Origin of the sequence: Tropicimonas sp. IMCC6043 (genome assembly GCF_004146235.1) — a bacterium.
Lineage (GTDB): Bacteria > Pseudomonadota > Alphaproteobacteria > Rhodobacterales > Rhodobacteraceae > Tropicimonas.
The window spans coordinates 1-15,776 of sequence record NZ_SELO01000035.1 but is presented as its reverse complement, the minus strand read 5'-3'; the positions used below and the strand labels follow the sequence as shown (position 1 = coordinate 15,776).

At 66.5% G+C, this 15,776-nt stretch carries 17 protein-coding genes; 9 read left to right on the top strand and 8 right to left on the bottom strand.

Annotation, left to right across the window (positions count from 1 at the left end; translation table 11 throughout):
- The first annotated feature begins 213 nt into the window (after positions 1 to 213).
- The 4 genes from uvrC to EU800_RS20675 are packed head-to-tail and all read left to right on the top strand — an operon-like array spanning position 214 to position 3,399.
- On the top strand, positions 214 to 2,112 hold the full coding sequence (gene uvrC / locus EU800_RS20690; protein ID WP_129635317.1) for an excinuclease ABC subunit UvrC: 1,899 nt from the start codon (positions 214 to 216) through the stop codon (positions 2,110 to 2,112).
- Between the two features lie 38 nt (positions 2,113 to 2,150).
- Entirely contained in the window at positions 2,151 to 2,705 is a 555-nt protein-coding gene (gene pgsA, locus EU800_RS20685; protein WP_129635315.1) for a CDP-diacylglycerol--glycerol-3-phosphate 3-phosphatidyltransferase, read from the top strand.
- Between the two features lie 4 nt (positions 2,706 to 2,709).
- Entirely contained in the window at positions 2,710 to 2,958 is a 249-nt protein-coding gene (gene moaD / locus EU800_RS20680) for a molybdopterin converting factor subunit 1 (protein WP_165354776.1), read from the top strand.
- Positions 2,959 to 3,399, top strand: a complete 441-nt coding sequence (locus EU800_RS20675) for a molybdenum cofactor biosynthesis protein MoaE (protein WP_129635314.1) — start codon at positions 2,959 to 2,961, stop codon at positions 3,397 to 3,399.
- A 141-nt stretch (positions 3,400 to 3,540) separates the two neighbouring features.
- Here the strand turns inward: EU800_RS20675 and EU800_RS20670 are convergent, their stop codons facing one another.
- From EU800_RS20670 to ubiA, 3 genes are all read right to left on the bottom strand, one after another.
- Positions 3,541 to 3,870: a hypothetical protein gene (locus EU800_RS20670; RefSeq protein ID WP_129635312.1), complete on the bottom strand. Its 330-nt coding sequence runs from the start codon at positions 3,868 to 3,870 to the stop codon at positions 3,541 to 3,543.
- The gene (locus tag EU800_RS20665) at positions 3,867 to 5,933 is read right to left on the bottom strand and encodes an OmpA family protein (protein WP_129635310.1); all 2,067 of its coding nucleotides are present in this window, start codon (positions 5,931 to 5,933) and stop codon (positions 3,867 to 3,869) included. The genes EU800_RS20670 and EU800_RS20665 overlap by 4 nt, the downstream gene beginning before the upstream one ends.
- A gap of 100 nt (positions 5,934 to 6,033) precedes the next feature.
- The gene (ubiA, locus tag EU800_RS20660; RefSeq protein ID WP_242500655.1) at positions 6,034 to 7,035 is read right to left on the bottom strand and encodes a 4-hydroxybenzoate octaprenyltransferase; all 1,002 of its coding nucleotides are present in this window, start codon (positions 7,033 to 7,035) and stop codon (positions 6,034 to 6,036) included.
- A gap of 30 nt (positions 7,036 to 7,065) precedes the next feature.
- Here ubiA and EU800_RS20655 point away from each other — a divergent pair, with 30 nt between their 5' ends.
- From EU800_RS20655 to EU800_RS20640, 4 genes are all read left to right on the top strand, one after another.
- The gene (locus tag EU800_RS20655) at positions 7,066 to 7,791 is read left to right on the top strand and encodes a 16S rRNA (uracil(1498)-N(3))-methyltransferase (protein ID WP_129635306.1); all 726 of its coding nucleotides are present in this window, start codon (positions 7,066 to 7,068) and stop codon (positions 7,789 to 7,791) included.
- The gene (locus EU800_RS20650) at positions 7,791 to 8,645 is read left to right on the top strand and encodes a GNAT family N-acetyltransferase (protein ID WP_129635304.1); all 855 of its coding nucleotides are present in this window, start codon (positions 7,791 to 7,793) and stop codon (positions 8,643 to 8,645) included. The genes EU800_RS20655 and EU800_RS20650 overlap by 1 nt, the downstream gene beginning before the upstream one ends.
- Positions 8,646 to 8,664: 19 nt before the next feature.
- Positions 8,665 to 9,195, top strand: a complete 531-nt coding sequence (locus EU800_RS20645; protein ID WP_129635302.1) for a hypothetical protein — start codon at positions 8,665 to 8,667, stop codon at positions 9,193 to 9,195.
- A gap of 180 nt (positions 9,196 to 9,375) precedes the next feature.
- Positions 9,376 to 10,746, top strand: coding sequence for a glutamate--cysteine ligase (locus tag EU800_RS20640; protein WP_129635300.1), 1,371 nt, complete (start codon positions 9,376 to 9,378; stop codon positions 10,744 to 10,746).
- A 12-nt stretch (positions 10,747 to 10,758) separates the two neighbouring features.
- Here EU800_RS20640 and EU800_RS20635 read toward each other — a convergent pair whose 3' ends face one another.
- From EU800_RS20635 to EU800_RS20615, 5 genes are all read right to left on the bottom strand, one after another.
- Positions 10,759 to 11,601, bottom strand: a complete 843-nt coding sequence (locus EU800_RS20635) for a DUF805 domain-containing protein (RefSeq protein WP_129635298.1) — start codon at positions 11,599 to 11,601, stop codon at positions 10,759 to 10,761.
- 117 nt (positions 11,602 to 11,718) lie between these two features.
- On the bottom strand, positions 11,719 to 12,075 hold the full coding sequence (locus EU800_RS20630; RefSeq protein ID WP_129635296.1) for a DUF805 domain-containing protein: 357 nt from the start codon (positions 12,073 to 12,075) through the stop codon (positions 11,719 to 11,721).
- Positions 12,076 to 12,126: 51 nt separating this feature from the next.
- A complete protein-coding gene (plsY, locus tag EU800_RS20625) occupies positions 12,127 to 12,735 on the bottom strand; it encodes a glycerol-3-phosphate 1-O-acyltransferase PlsY (RefSeq protein WP_129635294.1) in 609 nt (202 codons plus the stop codon).
- Positions 12,736 to 12,915: 180 nt separating this feature from the next.
- Positions 12,916 to 13,656, bottom strand: a complete 741-nt coding sequence (locus tag EU800_RS20620) for a gamma-glutamyl-gamma-aminobutyrate hydrolase family protein (protein ID WP_129635292.1) — start codon at positions 13,654 to 13,656, stop codon at positions 12,916 to 12,918.
- The gene (locus EU800_RS20615) at positions 13,653 to 14,708 is read right to left on the bottom strand and encodes an amidoligase family protein (protein WP_129635290.1); all 1,056 of its coding nucleotides are present in this window, start codon (positions 14,706 to 14,708) and stop codon (positions 13,653 to 13,655) included. The genes EU800_RS20620 and EU800_RS20615 overlap by 4 nt, the downstream gene beginning before the upstream one ends.
- A 98-nt stretch (positions 14,709 to 14,806) precedes the next feature.
- On the opposite strand from EU800_RS20615, the gene EU800_RS20610 reads away from it, so the two are divergent.
- Positions 14,807 to 15,718: an AI-2E family transporter gene (locus EU800_RS20610; RefSeq protein ID WP_129635288.1), complete on the top strand. Its 912-nt coding sequence runs from the start codon at positions 14,807 to 14,809 to the stop codon at positions 15,716 to 15,718.
- Positions 15,719 to 15,776 lie beyond the last annotated feature (58 nt).

Here is a 15,776-nt window from a genome sequence, read left to right as displayed (position 1 = left end):
CTTGCTGTGATGCTAAAAAATTTATTGTGAAATCAAGCGATTGCATATCGGCCTATTTTTTAGGCAGCTTAAGGAACTGCTTAGAAACACAGGGTCATGCGGAGTTGCGCTGATGGTTGTCCCGAGGCTTATCCACAGGAATCGTGGACAGGTTTCCTGTTGCCCCCGCCGTCGTTACATTGCAGCGATCCGGAGAATCGATGCAGGAGCAACATGAGCTTGGATGAGCGGCACGCAGCCGACGGGTCAGCGGAGGGGCGCGCGGAACGGCCGACCGGGCATGCCTGTATCCAGGACTACCTGCGCACGCTCGACGCGTCGTCCGGTGTCTACCGGATGCTCGATGCAGACAGCAGGGTTCTCTACGTCGGCAAGGCGCGCAATCTCAAGGCGCGGGTCTCGAGCTACGCGCGGCCGACCGGGCATTCCGCGCGCATCGCCCGGATGATCCGCGAGACCGCCTCGATGATGTTCCTGACAACGCAGACCGAGGCCGAGGCGCTGCTGCTGGAGCAAAATCTCATCAAGCAGCTCAAGCCGCGCTACAACGTGCTGCTTCGGGACGACAAGTCCTTTCCAAACATTCTCGTCTCGCGGGCCCATGCCTTTCCGCAGATCAAGAAGCATCGCGGCGCCAAGAAGGAGACCGGCGCCTATTTTGGCCCGTTCGCCTCCGCCGGCGCGGTCAACCGGACGCTGAACCAGTTGCAGAAGGTCTTTCTGCTGCGCAACTGCTCGGACGCGACCTTCGAAAGCCGCACGCGACCCTGCCTGCTCTACCAGATCAAGCGTTGTTCCGCGCCATGCGTCGGCCGCGTCTCGGAGGCGGAATACGGCGCGCTGGTCAGGGACGCCGAGCGCTTCCTCCAGGGCAAGTCGACGAATGTGCAGGAGGAGCTTGCCGGCGAGATGCAGGCCGCTGCCGAAGCGATGGAGTTCGAACGCGCCGCGGCGCTTCGTGACCGCATCCGGGCGCTGACTCAGGTGCAGTCCGCGCAGGGGATCAACCCCCGCGGCGTGGCCGAGGCGGACGTGGTCGGGCTGCATCTGGAGGGCGGTCAGGCCTGCGTGCAGGTCTTCTTCATCCGCGCCCACCAGAACTGGGGCAACCACGACTATTACCCCCGCACCGGAGGCACCGAGTCGACGGCCGAGATCCTGCGTAGCTTCCTCGCGCAGTTCTACGACAGCAAGGAGCCCCCGCGGCACGTAATCCTGAGCCACGACATCGATGACCGGGAGCTGCTGGCCGAAGTGCTTTCGGAGAAGGCCGGACGCAAGGTCGATCTCCTCGTGCCGCAGCGGGGCGAGAAGGCCGAGCTGGTGGCCGGCGCGGTCCGCAACGCCCGCGAGGCGCTGGCGCGGAAGATGTCGGAGTCGGCCGCGCAGTCGAAACTGCTCGCCGGGCTCGCCTCCGCTTTCGATCTTGCCGCGCCGCCCGCGCGCATCGAGGTCTACGATAACTCGCATATCCAGGGAACGAACGCAGTCGGCGCGATGATCGTCGCCGGTTCAGAGGGGTTCCTCAAGAGCCAGTATCGCAAGTTCAACATCAAGGGCGAGGCGCTGACCCCCGGCGACGATTTCGGCATGATGAAGGAGGTGCTGACGCGCCGCTTCAAGCGCCTCTTGAAGGAAGATCCGGACCGACAGGGCGAGGCGTGGCCGGACCTCCTGCTGATCGATGGCGGGGCAGGGCAGGTTGGCGCGGTGGCGGAGATCTTGGCCGAGCTTGGCGTCGAGGACGTTCCCTTCATCGGCGTCGCCAAGGGCGTCGACCGCGACGCGGGCAAGGAGGAATTTCACCGTCCCGGCCAGCGGCCCTTTGCGCTGCGCCACAACGACCCAGTGCTGTATTTCGTCCAGCGGTTGCGCGACGAGGCGCACCGTTTCGCCATCGGCGCCCATCGCACGAAACGCGCCAGGGCGGTCGGCGCCACCCCGCTCGACGACATCCCCGGTGTCGGCGCGACCCGCAAGCGGGCGCTGCTCGCCCATTTCGGCTCTGCCAAGGCGGTCAGCCGTGCGGGCCTCGCCGATCTGAAGGCGGTGGACGGGGTGTCGGCCGGCCTCGCGCAGACGATCTACGATTTCTTCAACGAACGCGGCTGACGCTTTCACATGGGCAAGATCCGCGCTAGGAGAGACCCATGCGCTGGACCGTTCCCAATATTCTCACTGCGCTGCGCCTGGTTGCGGCGCCCGGGGTGCTGCTGGTCTTCCTTGTCCTGCCGCGGCCTGAGGCCGACTGGGCAGCGCTGACGCTTTTTGTCGGCGCGTCGGCCACCGACTGGGTCGACGGCCGTCTCGCCCGTGCCTGGGAACAGCGCACGCTCATGGGCACCATGCTCGACCCGATCGCCGACAAGGCGATCGTCACCATCGCGCTGGCCACGCTGACCGGGCTCCACGGGGTCACTGTCTGGATCGCGCTGCCTGCCGCGCTGATACTGTTGCGCGAGACCTTCGTTTCGGGCCTGCGCGAATTCCTCGGAGACACAGCCGGCACGCTGGCGGTCACGAAGCTCGCCAAGTGGAAGACCGCGACACAGATGGTCGCGATCGCGTCCCTTCTGGCGAGCGGGGTCGCCGCGGGCAACCTCCTCTTCGGCGCCGGCATCGCGCTGCTCTGGTTCGCGGCGGTGCTGACGATTGTCACCGGGCTCGACTATTTCAACAAGGCCCGGCCGTATCTCAGGGACTGATTCCATGATCGACGTGCTCTATTTTGCCTGGTTGCGTGAGCGGATCGGACTGCCACGGGAAGCGGTCGAAACCTCCGCCGCCACCGTCGCCGATCTCGTTGCGGAACTCTCGGACCGCGAAGAGCGCTATGCGCTGGCGTTTTCCGACCTTTCGGCCGTCAGGGTCGCGCTCGACCAGGAACTGGCGGATTTCGATGCGCCGCTCGCCGGCGTGCGCGAGGTCGCCTTCTTCCCGCCGATGACGGGGGGCTGAATGGAGATCCGGCTCCAGCAGGCGGCCTTCCTTGCCGGTGATGAACTCGACGGCTTCACCGCGCGGGCAGAGGGGGCGGGTGCAATCGTCAGCTTCTCCGGCATCGTCCGCGATGACAGCGGACAGCTCAGCGAGATGGTGATCGAGCACTATCCAGGCATGACGGAGCGCGCGTTGGAGGCGATCGCCGCAGAGGCCGTAGAGCGCTGGAAGCTGATCGACGCATTGGTGATCCACCGTTTCGGGCCGATGAAGCCGGGCGCACAGATCATGATGGTGGCCACCGCCGCGCGGCACAGGCGAGCGGCCTTTGAGGCGGCCGAGTTCCTCATGGACTATCTCAAGTCCCGTGCGCCTTTCTGGAAACAGGAGCATGGGCCGGACGGCGCGCGGTGGGTTGCGGCGAAAGACGAGGACGAGGCAGCGCTTGATCGCTGGTAGAGGCGAGGCGAAACCGAGAGCCTTGCGCCAGTGGCAACAGTCCGAGCTGGCGCTGCCCCCAAACACGCATAAGCGCGTGTCCTCGGGATACTTTCGAGCTGAAGAAGTGGGGCTGCGCTGGAGGCGCGATCCCTGCCCGGCTCACGCTTCTCCCTGCATCCTTTCGATATAGGCGCGCAGCTCTTCCGTCTCTTGGCGTGTGTCGCGCAGGCCCTCCATCGCTGCGTTCAGTTCTGCCTCGGTCTGGGTGAGCTGATTGGTGAGTTCAGCCTCGCGCTGTTGCAAATAGGTGATTGCCTGATCGCGGGTTTCCTCGGCTTCGTGCAGCGCCTGCGCCATCTTGTCGAGTTCGCCCATCTCCGACTGGGTGACGCGAGTCACCCGGTGGACGATCCAGGAGGCGAACCAGCCGAGAAGGAAGGAGACGAAGAGGACCAGCGCGGTCGCGATAATGAATTCGGAGCGGTTCACTGGCTCTCTCCCTTGTCCTCATCCGTGCCGTCCGCCGCATCGGCGTCCGTCGCCGCGCCGGTGATTGCATCCACCGTCGCGCCCTCCGCCGGCTCTGCCGCGTCGGTTCCGGCCGTCACGTCCGTCTCGCCGGTTTCCTCGGCGGTGTCTTCGGCGGCGGGGTCGTCACCCTGAGCGTCCTGCGTCTCGGTCTCGCCTTCGGCGGCCTCTCCCTCCTGAGACTCGTCTTCGGCGCCGAGCAGGTGGAAGTCGATCCGGCGGTTGGCCTCGCGGCCTTCTTCGGTGTCATTGTCTGCGATCGGATCGGCCTCGCCATAACCCTTCGCTGTGATCCCCGAGGTCAGCACGCGCCGCGCCACGAGTGCTTCCAGCACTGCCTCGGCGCGGCCCTGGCTCAGCTCGAGATTCATCTCTTCCCTGCCCTGGCTGTCGGTGTAGCCGGCGATCTCGATCGACATCTCGACCTCTCGGCAGTCCTTCAGAACGTCGGCGATGTCATTGATGACGCCCGCGGCGCTGCCCGAGATCTCCGCCGAGCCAGGCTCGAAAGTGATCTTGGAGCCGGCGAGCAGGTCGTTGATCTGGCCCACGCATTCCTCCGGCGTGGGCAGTGCGGCCACCGGGTCGAGCGCCTCGACATAGGTCACGTTGAGCGAGATCCGCTGACTGTCGCCGAGCTTCTCGGCCAAGAGGCGGGCGACTTCGGCCTTGGCGTCAGGGTTACCGGTGCGTCCGTCGAGGTTAACGACGTCCTCCTTGACCACCACCGCACCGCTGTCGAGCTCGGAGAGGGCCTGAAGCCCGGCGAGGACCCGGACCGGCCAGTTGTCAGGTAGTGTCTCGTCGATTCGCGCCGCTGTGTAGACCGACGCCGCGCCGAACCTTGCCTTGGCGAAACTCTCGACCGTCTCGCGCACCATCGCGTTGTTGAGCCGGCCACGCAGCTGCACCTGGCCTTCCGGGCTGCGTGTGGCGGTGAATTCCGGCGGACCGGCACCGACGCTGTCATCGGTTTCCGGCGGCTCGGGCTTGACCGAATGCAGGGAAAAAACCTCGGGCAGGTTCGATTCCAGCTCTCCGACGACGCGGTCGAAATCCTCCTGACGCGTGGTCTCCAGGGCGACCAGCGTGACATCCGCATCCGAGAAGGTCACCGAACCGCCGCCGAGATCGGCAACCGCAGCGATCGCCTGCACCACGGCATCGGCCCATTCCGTCGTGGGCACGCCGAGCCCCAGTGTGCAGTCGAGCGTGCCTGTGGCATTTGCCGCGCTGGCCGCGGCGAGGATGCGGCGGCGGGAACGCTCGGTGTCGGCCGAACAGGCGTCGAAATGCGGACCTGCATCGTCGATGACGAAGCGCAGGGTGAAGGGCGCAATGACCGGGCGGGGGGCGGAGATTTCCCGGATGACAAGCAGTCCGCGGTTCGCCGGGCGCCGCCGGAGCGCGTCGATCGCCTCCTCCATCTCCAGCTTCTCCTCTTCGGAGTCGGCGATCGCGGTGATGTTCACACGGCCCGGCGCGATTGAGATCTTTGAGCGCGGGAGCCGCGCCAGCGCATCGAGCCCGAGCAGAACCGATTCCGTCCAGCTCTCCGGTTCGGGGTAATGTGCCGTCTGCAGGAGGTCGGTCACCTCGGCCCCCTCGGCCAGCGCCTTGATTTCCCCCATCATCGCCTCGCGGTCCGTCTCGACGGGGACCAGGCCGATCAGAGTCACGCCTTCGTCGTTGCGCAGGATCTCGATGGAGTAGCCCGGCGGCGCCAGCGGTTCGGAGGGCTGAACCGTGGTTCCGTCGACGATGCGGGTTGCCTCGACCATCTTCCCGGCAACATGCAGCGCGTTGAACCGCTTCGCCTCGGTGGGTGCAATGCCGCCGATATGGACCTGCAACCCGTCGGTATGCACGTCGGCCCAGTCATGGCCGGCCTCGATCAGCGCGATCTCGACGGCGCGGCCGGATCGGTCCTCGATGATGTCGGCGGCGACGGAAGCGGCCAGCCAGCAACCGAGGGCCGCCAGAATCACGGCGGTCGCGGAGATGATCTTGGGGCCAAGGCGCATCGGGCTGGTCGTCCTGTTGTCGGTTGGGATCTCATAGAGCCGCGCGCCGGTGGGATCAATTGTCCGCCGGCGGCTTTCCGCCACTGTCGGACGCGGCCGTTCAGAGCATCACGAGCAGGGACAGCAAAAGACCTGTCGCAAGGATCAGACCGGTCTGCGTCAGCGCCCGGAATGCAATCAGGCAGGACCGGGGATCGGAGAGATCGACCCTTCCCGTGAGCCATGCCATGTGAAGGCCCATCCCCCAGGCACCGGTCAGGCCGAGCGCCAGCGCGAGCGGGTTTCCGGTCGGCCCGAGCGCGAGAAAGATGCCGACGCTCAGCATCAGCACGGTCACCATCATGAAGAGCCTGAGCCAGGCCCTGGTCTCGTCTCCGAACAGCCGCGCCGTGGATTTCACGCCGATCATCGCATCGTCCTCGATGTCCTGATGGGCGTAGATCGTGTCGTAGAAGATCGTCCACGAGACCCCGCCGAAGAACAGGAAGACCGGCGCGAGGGTGAGCGCACCGCTATGGGCCGCCCAGGCGACCAGCACGCCCCAGGAGAGGTTCAGCCCGAGGATGAACTGCGGCCACCAGGTAAAGCGCTTGCCGAACGGGTAAAGCACGACAAGGAACATGGCGGCGACGCCGAGGGCGATGGCGGTCTTTCCCAAGGTCAGCAGCAGGAGGAAGGCGAAGAGCAACTGGCCACCCATCCAGAGGAGGGCCTGGCGCGGCGTGACCTGGCCGGAGGGCAGGGGGCGCGACTTGGTGCGCTCGACAAGCGCGTCGATTTCGCGGTCGGTGAGGTCGTTCCAGGTGCAGCCGGCGCCGCGCATCAGGAACGAGCCGAGGATCACGGCGATCAGGATCCACCAGTCGAAGGGCCGCCATCCGGTGGCGGCGGCGGCCGCAAAAAGGCCCCAGAGCGAGGGGATAATGAGCGTCCAGAAGCCAACCGGGCGGTCGGCGCGCGAGAGCCTGAGATAGGGTCGCAGGGCGGCGGGGGCGCGGGTGTCGACCCAGTTTCCCGAAACGGAATCGGCAACGGTTCCGGGGGTCGGAGCGGAAGCGGCGTCTGGCTGCGATGTGTCTGGAGTCTGGCTGGTGTCGGTCATATGGTCCGCCCGGAACGAGGATTGGGGTCGATGTCGAAGGTTCGGCTGTTTGTAGAACAAAGCCTTGCACCGGGGCAAAGCGTTTTGCTCAGCCGGGAGCAGGCGCATTACCTGTTCGGCGTGATGCGGCTCGGCGCCGGGGAGGAGGTTCTGGTCTTCGACGGGAGGTCGGGCGAGTATCGCGCCGAGGTGGCCGAGGCGGGCAAGCGCGGCGGGGTGCTTCTCTGCCGCGAGCAGACGCGCCCGCTGCAGACGCCGCCGGATCTCTGGCTGCTCTTCGCGCCGATCAAGAAGGCGCGGACCGATTTCATCGTCGAAAAGGCGACGGAGATGGGTGCGGCGCGGATTTGCCCGGTCCAGACGGCCTTTACCAATGCCGAGCGGATCCGGCGTGACCGGTTGCAGGCCCATGCCGTCGAGGCGGCCGAACAATGCGGCGGCACCTTCGTGCCGGAGGTGGCGGAGTTGCAGCGGCTCGATCGGCTGCTCGACGGTTGGCCCGCCGACCGGCGGCTGATGTTCTGTGACGAGGCCCTCTCCGGCGCAGGCGCGACACTGGCGCAGGCGGCCGGTGATGCGCCCGGGCCATGGGCGATCCTGATCGGTCCAGAGGGCGGATTTTCTGACTCCGAACGGACACGATTGCGTGATATGGAGCGCGCGGTGGCCGTGAGCCTCGGACCGCGCATCCTGCGGGCCGATACCGCGGCGGTGGCGGCTCTGGCGCTTTGGCAGAGCGCGTTGGGAGATTGGTGATGGCTTTCCGACCGGCCCTTCCGGCCGATAGCAGCGCGATCGAGGCTTTCCTCGTCGGGCGCTCAGACACGTCGATGTTCCTGCGCGCGAATCTTGCCGAACACGGGCCTTGCGGCGGCGAGGCGCGCAATGCCACGCGGATGTGGATCCGCGAAGAGGAGGGGGCTGTCACCGGTGTCTTCGGCATCACCACTGCCGGGTTTCTGCTGGTCCAGGTTCCCGAGGCGTTGCCGGCGGAGGTGGTCGGTATCCTCGCACCCTACCGGATCAACGGGATCTTCGGTGCGACCGAGCAGGTGCGCGAGATGCGGGCGCGGCTGGGACTAATGGCAGCGGAGACGCAGCTTGACGACGATGAGCCGCTCTATTCCCTCGATCTCGCGGCGTTGATGCCGCCCGCCGGCACGACCCGGCTGCGCGCCGCGACGGCGACCGACCTGCCGCTGCTGATCCGCTGGCGCACGGATTACCTCGTCGAGATCTTCCACTTTGCCGAAGCGGACGCAGCCGACCTCGCAAAGGCCGATGTAGAGACGATGCTCGACCGGCGGTCGCTGATGCTGCTGGAGGAAGACGGCCAGCCGGTTGCGATGACCTCCTTCAACGCGATCCTGAAGGACATGGTGCAGATCGGAAGCGTCTTCACGCCGGAGGCGGCGCGCGGCCGCGGCCATGCCCGCCGCGCGGTTGCGCTGCATCTCGAGCAGGCGCGGCGCGTAGGTGTGAAGCGGGCGATCCTGTTCGCCTCCGGCCCCGCGGCGAGCCGCGCCTACGAGGCGATCGGATTCCGTCAGATCGGCCATTTCACGCTTCTCTTCTTCGCCGACACTCAATCCGTGAGGGCCGCCGCCTGATGGCGGCCGGGACGGCGACGTGAGCTTTCTGCGGCCCGAAGTAGCGCGTGCATTGTCGCGCTGGAGCGAGGTACTGGCGGCGCTGGCGACGGCGCTGGCCGGCGTCTGGCTGGCGGGGCTCGGCGGGCTGGTGATGCTCGTGCTTGGCGGGCTGGTCATCGCGGTGGGGCTGACGCTGGCGGTCTTCGCCTGGCGGCGGATGCGCTTCCGCATGGCGATCGACGCGCCGGGCGTGGTCGCTGTCGACGAGGGGCGGATAACCTACATGGGGCCGATCATGGGCGGCGCGGTGGACCTCGCCGAACTGGTCGAGATCGAGGTGATCGACGTGGCCGGATCGCGCCGCTGCTGGCGGCTGCGGCAGGCCGACGGGCAGATGCTGCTGGTGCCGATGGCCGCGGCGGGTGCGGCGGCGCTCTACGACCATTTCGCGGCGCTTCCGGGAATGGAGGCGAAGGCACTGATGTCGGCTCTACAGGGCGCGGCGCCGCATGGCCGGCGGATCTGGTCCCGGCGGATCGCGCCGGAGATCCTCCCGCCCGAGCGGTGAGCGTCGCATCCGTATGCATGCGGGCGCGTCCCGAACGACCTCGGGGGACCGCTTGGCATCGCGGCGCGTAGGAATCTCCGCGCGCACAGGCTGTTCGCCGATGGAGCCGCGCTGACCCTTGACACCGCGCAGCGACCGTCGCACGAAGCGCGCACGGTGCGTCCATCCCGGAGAAACCCCATGTCCATCCCTCAATCCGGCGGCGGTCCGATCGAGCGCTATGAGCAACTGGTCGAGTATCTCGAGAGCGGCTGCAAGCCCAAGGCGGACTGGCGCATCGGCACGGAGCACGAGAAGTTCGGCTATTGCCGCGACACCCTGAAGCCGCTGCCCTATGACGGGCCGCGCTCGATCAAGGCAATGCTGGAGGGGCTTCGGGACCGGTTCGGTTGGAAGCCGATCCTCGAGCAGGACAACATCATCGGCCTCGAGCTCAACGGCGCGAATATCTCGCTGGAGCCGGGCGGGCAGCTCGAGCTGTCGGGCGCGCCCCTGCGCTCGATCCACGAGACCTGCGACGAGGTCAACGAGCATCTTCGCGAGGTCAAGGCGGTCGCCGACGAGATCGGCGCGGGCTTTATCGGGCTCGGCACCGCGCCGGAATGGACCCATGAAGAGATGCCGCAGATGCCCAAGGGGCGGTATCGGCTGATGACCGACTACATGGACAGGGTGGGCGAACTCGGCAAGCAGATGATGTATCGCACCTGTACCGTGCAGGTGAATCTCGACTTCGCCAGCGAGGCCGACATGACGCAGAAACTGCGCGTCGCACTCGCGCTGCAACCCGTGGCCACCGCGCTCTTCGCCAACTCACCGTTTCTCGAGGGCAAGCTCAACGGCCACAAGTCCTGGCGGTCGCGGATCTGGCGCGACCTCGACGCGTCACGCACCGGCATGCTGCCCTTCGTCTTCGAGCCGGGTTTCGGTTTCCAGGCCTGGGTGGAATATGGGCTCGATGTGCCGATGTATTTCGTCTACCGCGACGGCAAGTATATCAACGCACTCGGCCAGTCCTTCCGCGATTTCATGAAGGGCAAGCTGCCGGCGCTGCCCGGCGAGACGCCGACGCTCTCGGACTGGGCCGATCACCTGACGACGGTCTTCCCCGAGGCGCGGATCAAGAAATACATGGAGATGCGGGGCGCCGATGGCGGTCCGTGGCGACGTCTCTGTGCACTACCGGCGTTCTGGACCGGCCTGCTGTATGACGGCACGGCGCTCGACGCTGCCTGGGACCTTGTGAAGGGTTTCGACGCGGAGACCCGCGAGGGGCTGAGGGTGGCCGCATCGGTCGACGGGCTTCAAGGCAGCGCGGGCGGCGTCTCACTCCGCGAGTTGGCCCGCGAGGCGGTGAAGATCGCTGCGATCGGCCTCGAGGGGCGGGCGATCCCGGGCGCCGGCGGCATGATTCCCGACGAGACCCACTTTCTGAACGCGTTGCAGGACAGCGTCGAAACCGGCCGGGTGCCCGCGGACGAGCTTCTCGACCATTTCCACGGCGACTGGAATGGCGACCTCAATCGGATCTACTCCGAATACAGCTACTGACGACCGAAAGGCTCAGCGTCGGCCGAGCACGCGGCTCTCGTAGAGGCTGTGCACGGCCTCCCTGCGCGCGACGATCTCCTCTTCGGTCATCTTGCGCCCCTGCCGGGTCAGGATCGCGTAGGATGCGAAGGCGTTGTGCTCGCCCTTGGAGGCGCGTTTCGGGCCGTGGCCGAGATTGGTCGGCAGGCCATAGGCGTTCTCGTCCTCGTCTGAAGGCAGGGACATGATGAGCGTGTAGAGCATCATCGCGAGCGGCGGGTAGAGAAACATTATCGCCAACATGAACAGCATCGGCAGTGTCGCCGCCGGCCCCCCCATCGCCTCGTTCGAGATCGCCGAGGCAATCTCGCCGCTGGCCGGAAGTTGCCCGACGAAGCGGATGTTCTCAATATTGCTCACGATCTCGTAGACAGCCACGGCGGCCCCTTCGGGCGAACCGAAACTGAGAGCCATCGCGATCGGCACTCCGGCGTCGGTGAAATCGCCCTCGACGACGAAGGCGCCGGACGTGGCGAGCCCGAAGAATCCCATCAGCGCCAGGAAGGCCGCGGAGTACGGCATGGTCACCCATCGCGCCCTGCGCCCGCTATCCTGCAACCGGCGGATCGACAGGGTTAGGCGCGGGATCGCGGTGACCAGAATGAAGAGGACCGAGCCATAGGCAAGCGGGTTGAGGGACGGGATCTCCCCGGCGCTGAAAGCTCGGTCGATGCCGCGGAGATCGATCCAGAACAGGCCGCCCATGATTGCCCAGAGGATCGGCATAACGCACCAATACTCGGCACGTGAGGACCGGCCCATGATGTCGAAAGCCTTGAAGAAGAAATTGTCAAAGGCCCGGAAGAGGCTGCGCATGGATCTTACCCCCGTCTCGTTTGCTTGCCGCAAGCTGACTGGTTTTTGCGGCGAAACTTCGACGGCGGGATGGAAATCAGTGCGCCTCCGGGCCGGGTCTGGCCGGAGGCGGCAGGGTCAGAAACCGTTCGGCTCGACGCGCGGCTCCGGGCCGTATTGGTTGGCGCCACGCGTGCCGGGCTGGACGAAGAAATAGATCAGAACCAACAGGCCGATCAGCGGGATCAGCGCGATCAGGAGCCACCAGCCGGACTTGTCGAGGTCGTGCAGACGGCGGACGCCCACGGCGATTCCCGGAAGGAGCAGCGCAAGGCTCCAAAGGGCGCCGAGCAGATCGATGCCGATGATCCCGAAGATGATGTTGCCGATGAACACGAAGAGCACGAACCACCAGTATTCCGACCGCCGGGCCCGGCCGGAGAAATCGACATATTTCTGCGTGAGACAGGTCTTTACCGCATCCTGAAAAGTCATTCTTCGAACTCCGTCATGGAAGGACTGGCTCGAAGCGTAGCGGTGGCCGGCTTACTTGTCAGCCCCGATGCGGGGTTCGGTGCCGCGCAGCAGGCGGGCGATGTTGGCGCTGTGGCGGAGGTATACCAGGCCGGTGAGCGCCAGTCCGAGCAGGGCCATGTCCGTGCGGCCGAAGACCAGCATCCAGCCGGTGGCCAGCGCCGCGGCGACGAGTGCCGCGAGCGAGGAGATGCGGAAAATCAGCGCCGTTGCGAGCCAGGTCGCGCAACAGGCGAGCCCGACGCGCCAGTCGAGCGCGAGCAGAACGCCGAGAAAGGTCGCCACGCCCTTGCCGCCTCGAAAGCCGAGCCAGACCGGGTAGAGATGACCGAGAAAGGCCGCGAAACCCGCGACCTGGGCAGCATCGGGGCCGATCGCCGCGCGGGCGATCAGCACGGCCACACCGCCCTTGGACGCGTCGAGCACGAGGGTGAGGAAGGCGGCAAGCTTGTTGCCGGTGCGCAAAACGTTGGTTGCCCCGATATTGCCCGAGCCAATTGAGCGCAGGTCGCCGAGGCCGAATGCCCGGGCGATGACGAGACCGAAGGGGATCGAGCCGAGGAGATAGGCAAGGAGCGCTGTCAGGATCAGCGGCGCGAGGCCGGAATCGAAGGCGGGCATCTGGACTCCCCGGGTGATCTAGCGCGGCACTATCCCACCGGAGGGGCGATTGTCCATCGTGGGATAGCTGACGCACCGGAGCGGGCAGGGAAAGCGGCGAGGTTCCGCAAGCGTCGTTCGGTCGGAAATCGGGATCGCGGGTGCGGCTTCAGCGCAGCATCCCGTAGACATCCGTGCGGGTCAGATCGGCGCCATTTCCTGAGCCACGGCAGTGGCGTGGCCGTCCTGTGCGCCGGGCGCTGTGGCATGGGCGCGGGCGGCCGCGACCAGGGCCGCAAAGATCCGCCGCTGGGCACGGCGGTAGAAGAGATGCTCGGGATGCCATTGCACGCCGATGGCGAAGGACCCGACGCTCCGCTCGATCGCCTGCACCATGCCGCCTTCGTCGCGTGCCGAGACGCAGAGGCCAGTGCCGAGCCGGTCTACCGCCTGGCTGTGGAGCGCATTGACCCGAAGCGCCTCGCGCCCGGTGATCCGGGCCAGAAGGGTATCCTTGCGCGCCCGCACCCGGCGGCGCGGCAGGATCGTGCGGTAGTGCCGCGATCCGGGGTGGCGGGCAAAGGCATCGCCCATCAGTGTTCCGCCGGCCGCCACGTTGAGCATCTGCGCGCCGCGGCAGATGCCGAGCACCGGAAGGCCGCGCTCGAGCGCCGCGGCGGCGAGCCTGCGTTCCAGCCGGTCGCGCGCCGGGTCGATCCGGGCCTCGGCGACGAGGTCGCCACCATAGAGCGTGGGCGAGATGTCATCGCCGCCACCGATGATCAACCCATCCACTGCCTCGAGATCGGCCGGCCGGCCGGCGCCCCAGCGCCGCCCGCGGCCACCGGCGAGCCAGAGGTTGAAGGCGACCAGCGGAAAGATTCGCCATCCGGAGCGGGCGGAGGTGGTCACCGCAATGACTGGGTGCCTGCGCGATGTCATGACGACGCCTCGTTTGCCCGCGGGCCGCCTTCGGGGGCGAGGTCCGCGAGGCGGCCGAGATGGTTCGTCACGGACCGGAACCATGCTTCACGTTCGGGTATCATCGGCACCTCGCGATGCTGCCACCAGTCACGGCAGAGCGTTGTGAGAAGGTCATCGTCGGACGCAACCGCCTCGATGAGCGCCCAGCGGTTCCACTCATAGGCAAGCGACCAGCCGGGCGCGCCGATCCGGCAATCCGGCATCCGGTAGTGATAGGTAGGGCGGGCCGACACGGCAGTGTCGTTTTCCATCCAGAGCCTGTAGTCGTCGGGTGCCACTTCGGCCCAGGCCGGTAGCAGGTCGAGCCCGTAATTTCGGGACGAGACATGCCGGTGCAGCACTGCGAGCAATCCCTCCAGGTCCAAGCCCGGCCAGGCTCCCGCGAGATCGGAGGTCAACGCGGTCGGCCAGGGGTCGGCGAAGGGTAGCAGCCGGCGGCCGGTGGCCAGCGGGTCGCGGCGGCGCAGCCAGCGCTCGAGCAGCGCGAAGGAGAGCGCGACGCGCGGCATGTCGGTGCCCCGTTCCGGATCGGCTAGTTCGACGTTGAGATGCAGGCCAAAGCCATTGAGCGGTCCCTCGCCGCTGCCCTCGGCGCCCTCGCCCGCGAGATCGGTCAGCAGGTGATCGAGCCGCGGCAGATCCTTCTGCGCCAGTGGTTCGGTCACGATCTCGAAGGGCACGAAGTTGCGCCCGAACTCGACACCGGACCGCGCCAATGCGCTGTCTTCTGTCGGGCGCCACCTAGTGTCGAGATAGAGCGTGATCGGACCCAAGTCCCCGCCGGTGATCCTCCAGTCCCCGGGGGCCCGCTTCTCGGGTGTGCCGCCGAGGACTGATACGACAACGCGCGCGGCCTGTTCCGCCGGCAGACCGCCGAACTCGATCTCGACGCCGACCTTGCGCGAGTCCGTGTCCCGACCCTCGCGCGGGGCGGGCAAGGCCGCGAAGACGGTCCCCGCCGGCGGAAGTGGATCGGGGCGCAAGGCGTGCTGGGCTGACATCTGTTGCATGAGATGAAAACGCGCGAGCGCCTATTTGGTTCCGCTTGGGAGGACCTTGGAACATTGCGCTCCGGCACGCGTTGTCGTTGCCAGTCCGGAGAAACCGAATGACTCAAACCGATCCCGTTGAGCGCGCTTCTCTTGTCGCGCTCGCCCTTGCAGCCGGCGTTGTATTGCTGGAACTCGGGCAGGGGCTCATTGCGTCGATCCTCCTCGCTCTGGTCACAGGCGTTGTGCTCGCGCCCTTTGCTGACCGGCTTACCCGGATCGGCCTCCCGCCGGCGCTCGCCGCGCTGTCCGGCCTTCTGGCGACGATCGCCTTGGCCGGGCTCTTCGTCCTGTTCCTGGAACCCTACATCCGCGAGCTGGTGCACCGCGCACCGCTTCTCTGGCTGGAAATCAGGAGCGCGATTGACTCGTTGCGCGATCTGCTGCGGGGTGTCGAGGGCATGGCCGACAGCGTTGCCGAGGCAGTGAGCCCGTCCGGAACCGCGGCCGGCTCGGGCGACGCGGTGCCGAGCGCCGAAGACGCCGCTCGTTCCGCCGTGTCGAACGTGTCCGATGCAATCAGCTATGCGCCTGCGCTGGCCGGCCAGATCCTGATCTTCGTCGGCACGCTCTTCTTCTTCCTGCTCTCACGCGCCGAGCTCTACGCGCTCGCTGCAACCGGCAACGGCCGGTTGAGCGCTGAGCGGTTGCTGGCCGCCGAGCAACTCGTCTCGCGCTATTTCCTGACCATTACGATTATCAACGCCGTGCTCGGCCTCGCCGTCACCGGTGCGCTGGCTCTGCTCGGAATGCCATCGCCAGTCCTCTGGGGGGTGCTCGCCTTCACAGCGAATTTCGTGCCCTATCTCGGGCCTGTGTTCTTCGTCATTGCGCTCGCGATCGCAGGAATTGTGGTGTTCGATGGCGCCGCCGGTCTGCTGCCTGCGGCCTGCTATCTCGGGCTAGAGCGTTCCCAAGCTGATCGGATTCAGGATTCCCAAGATGTGGCGCCCATGGTTCTCTGTTTGTGAGGCAGATATAGGGGGTAGGAATGGGCAAGCCACATCCTATGGAATTGCGGGAGCGCGT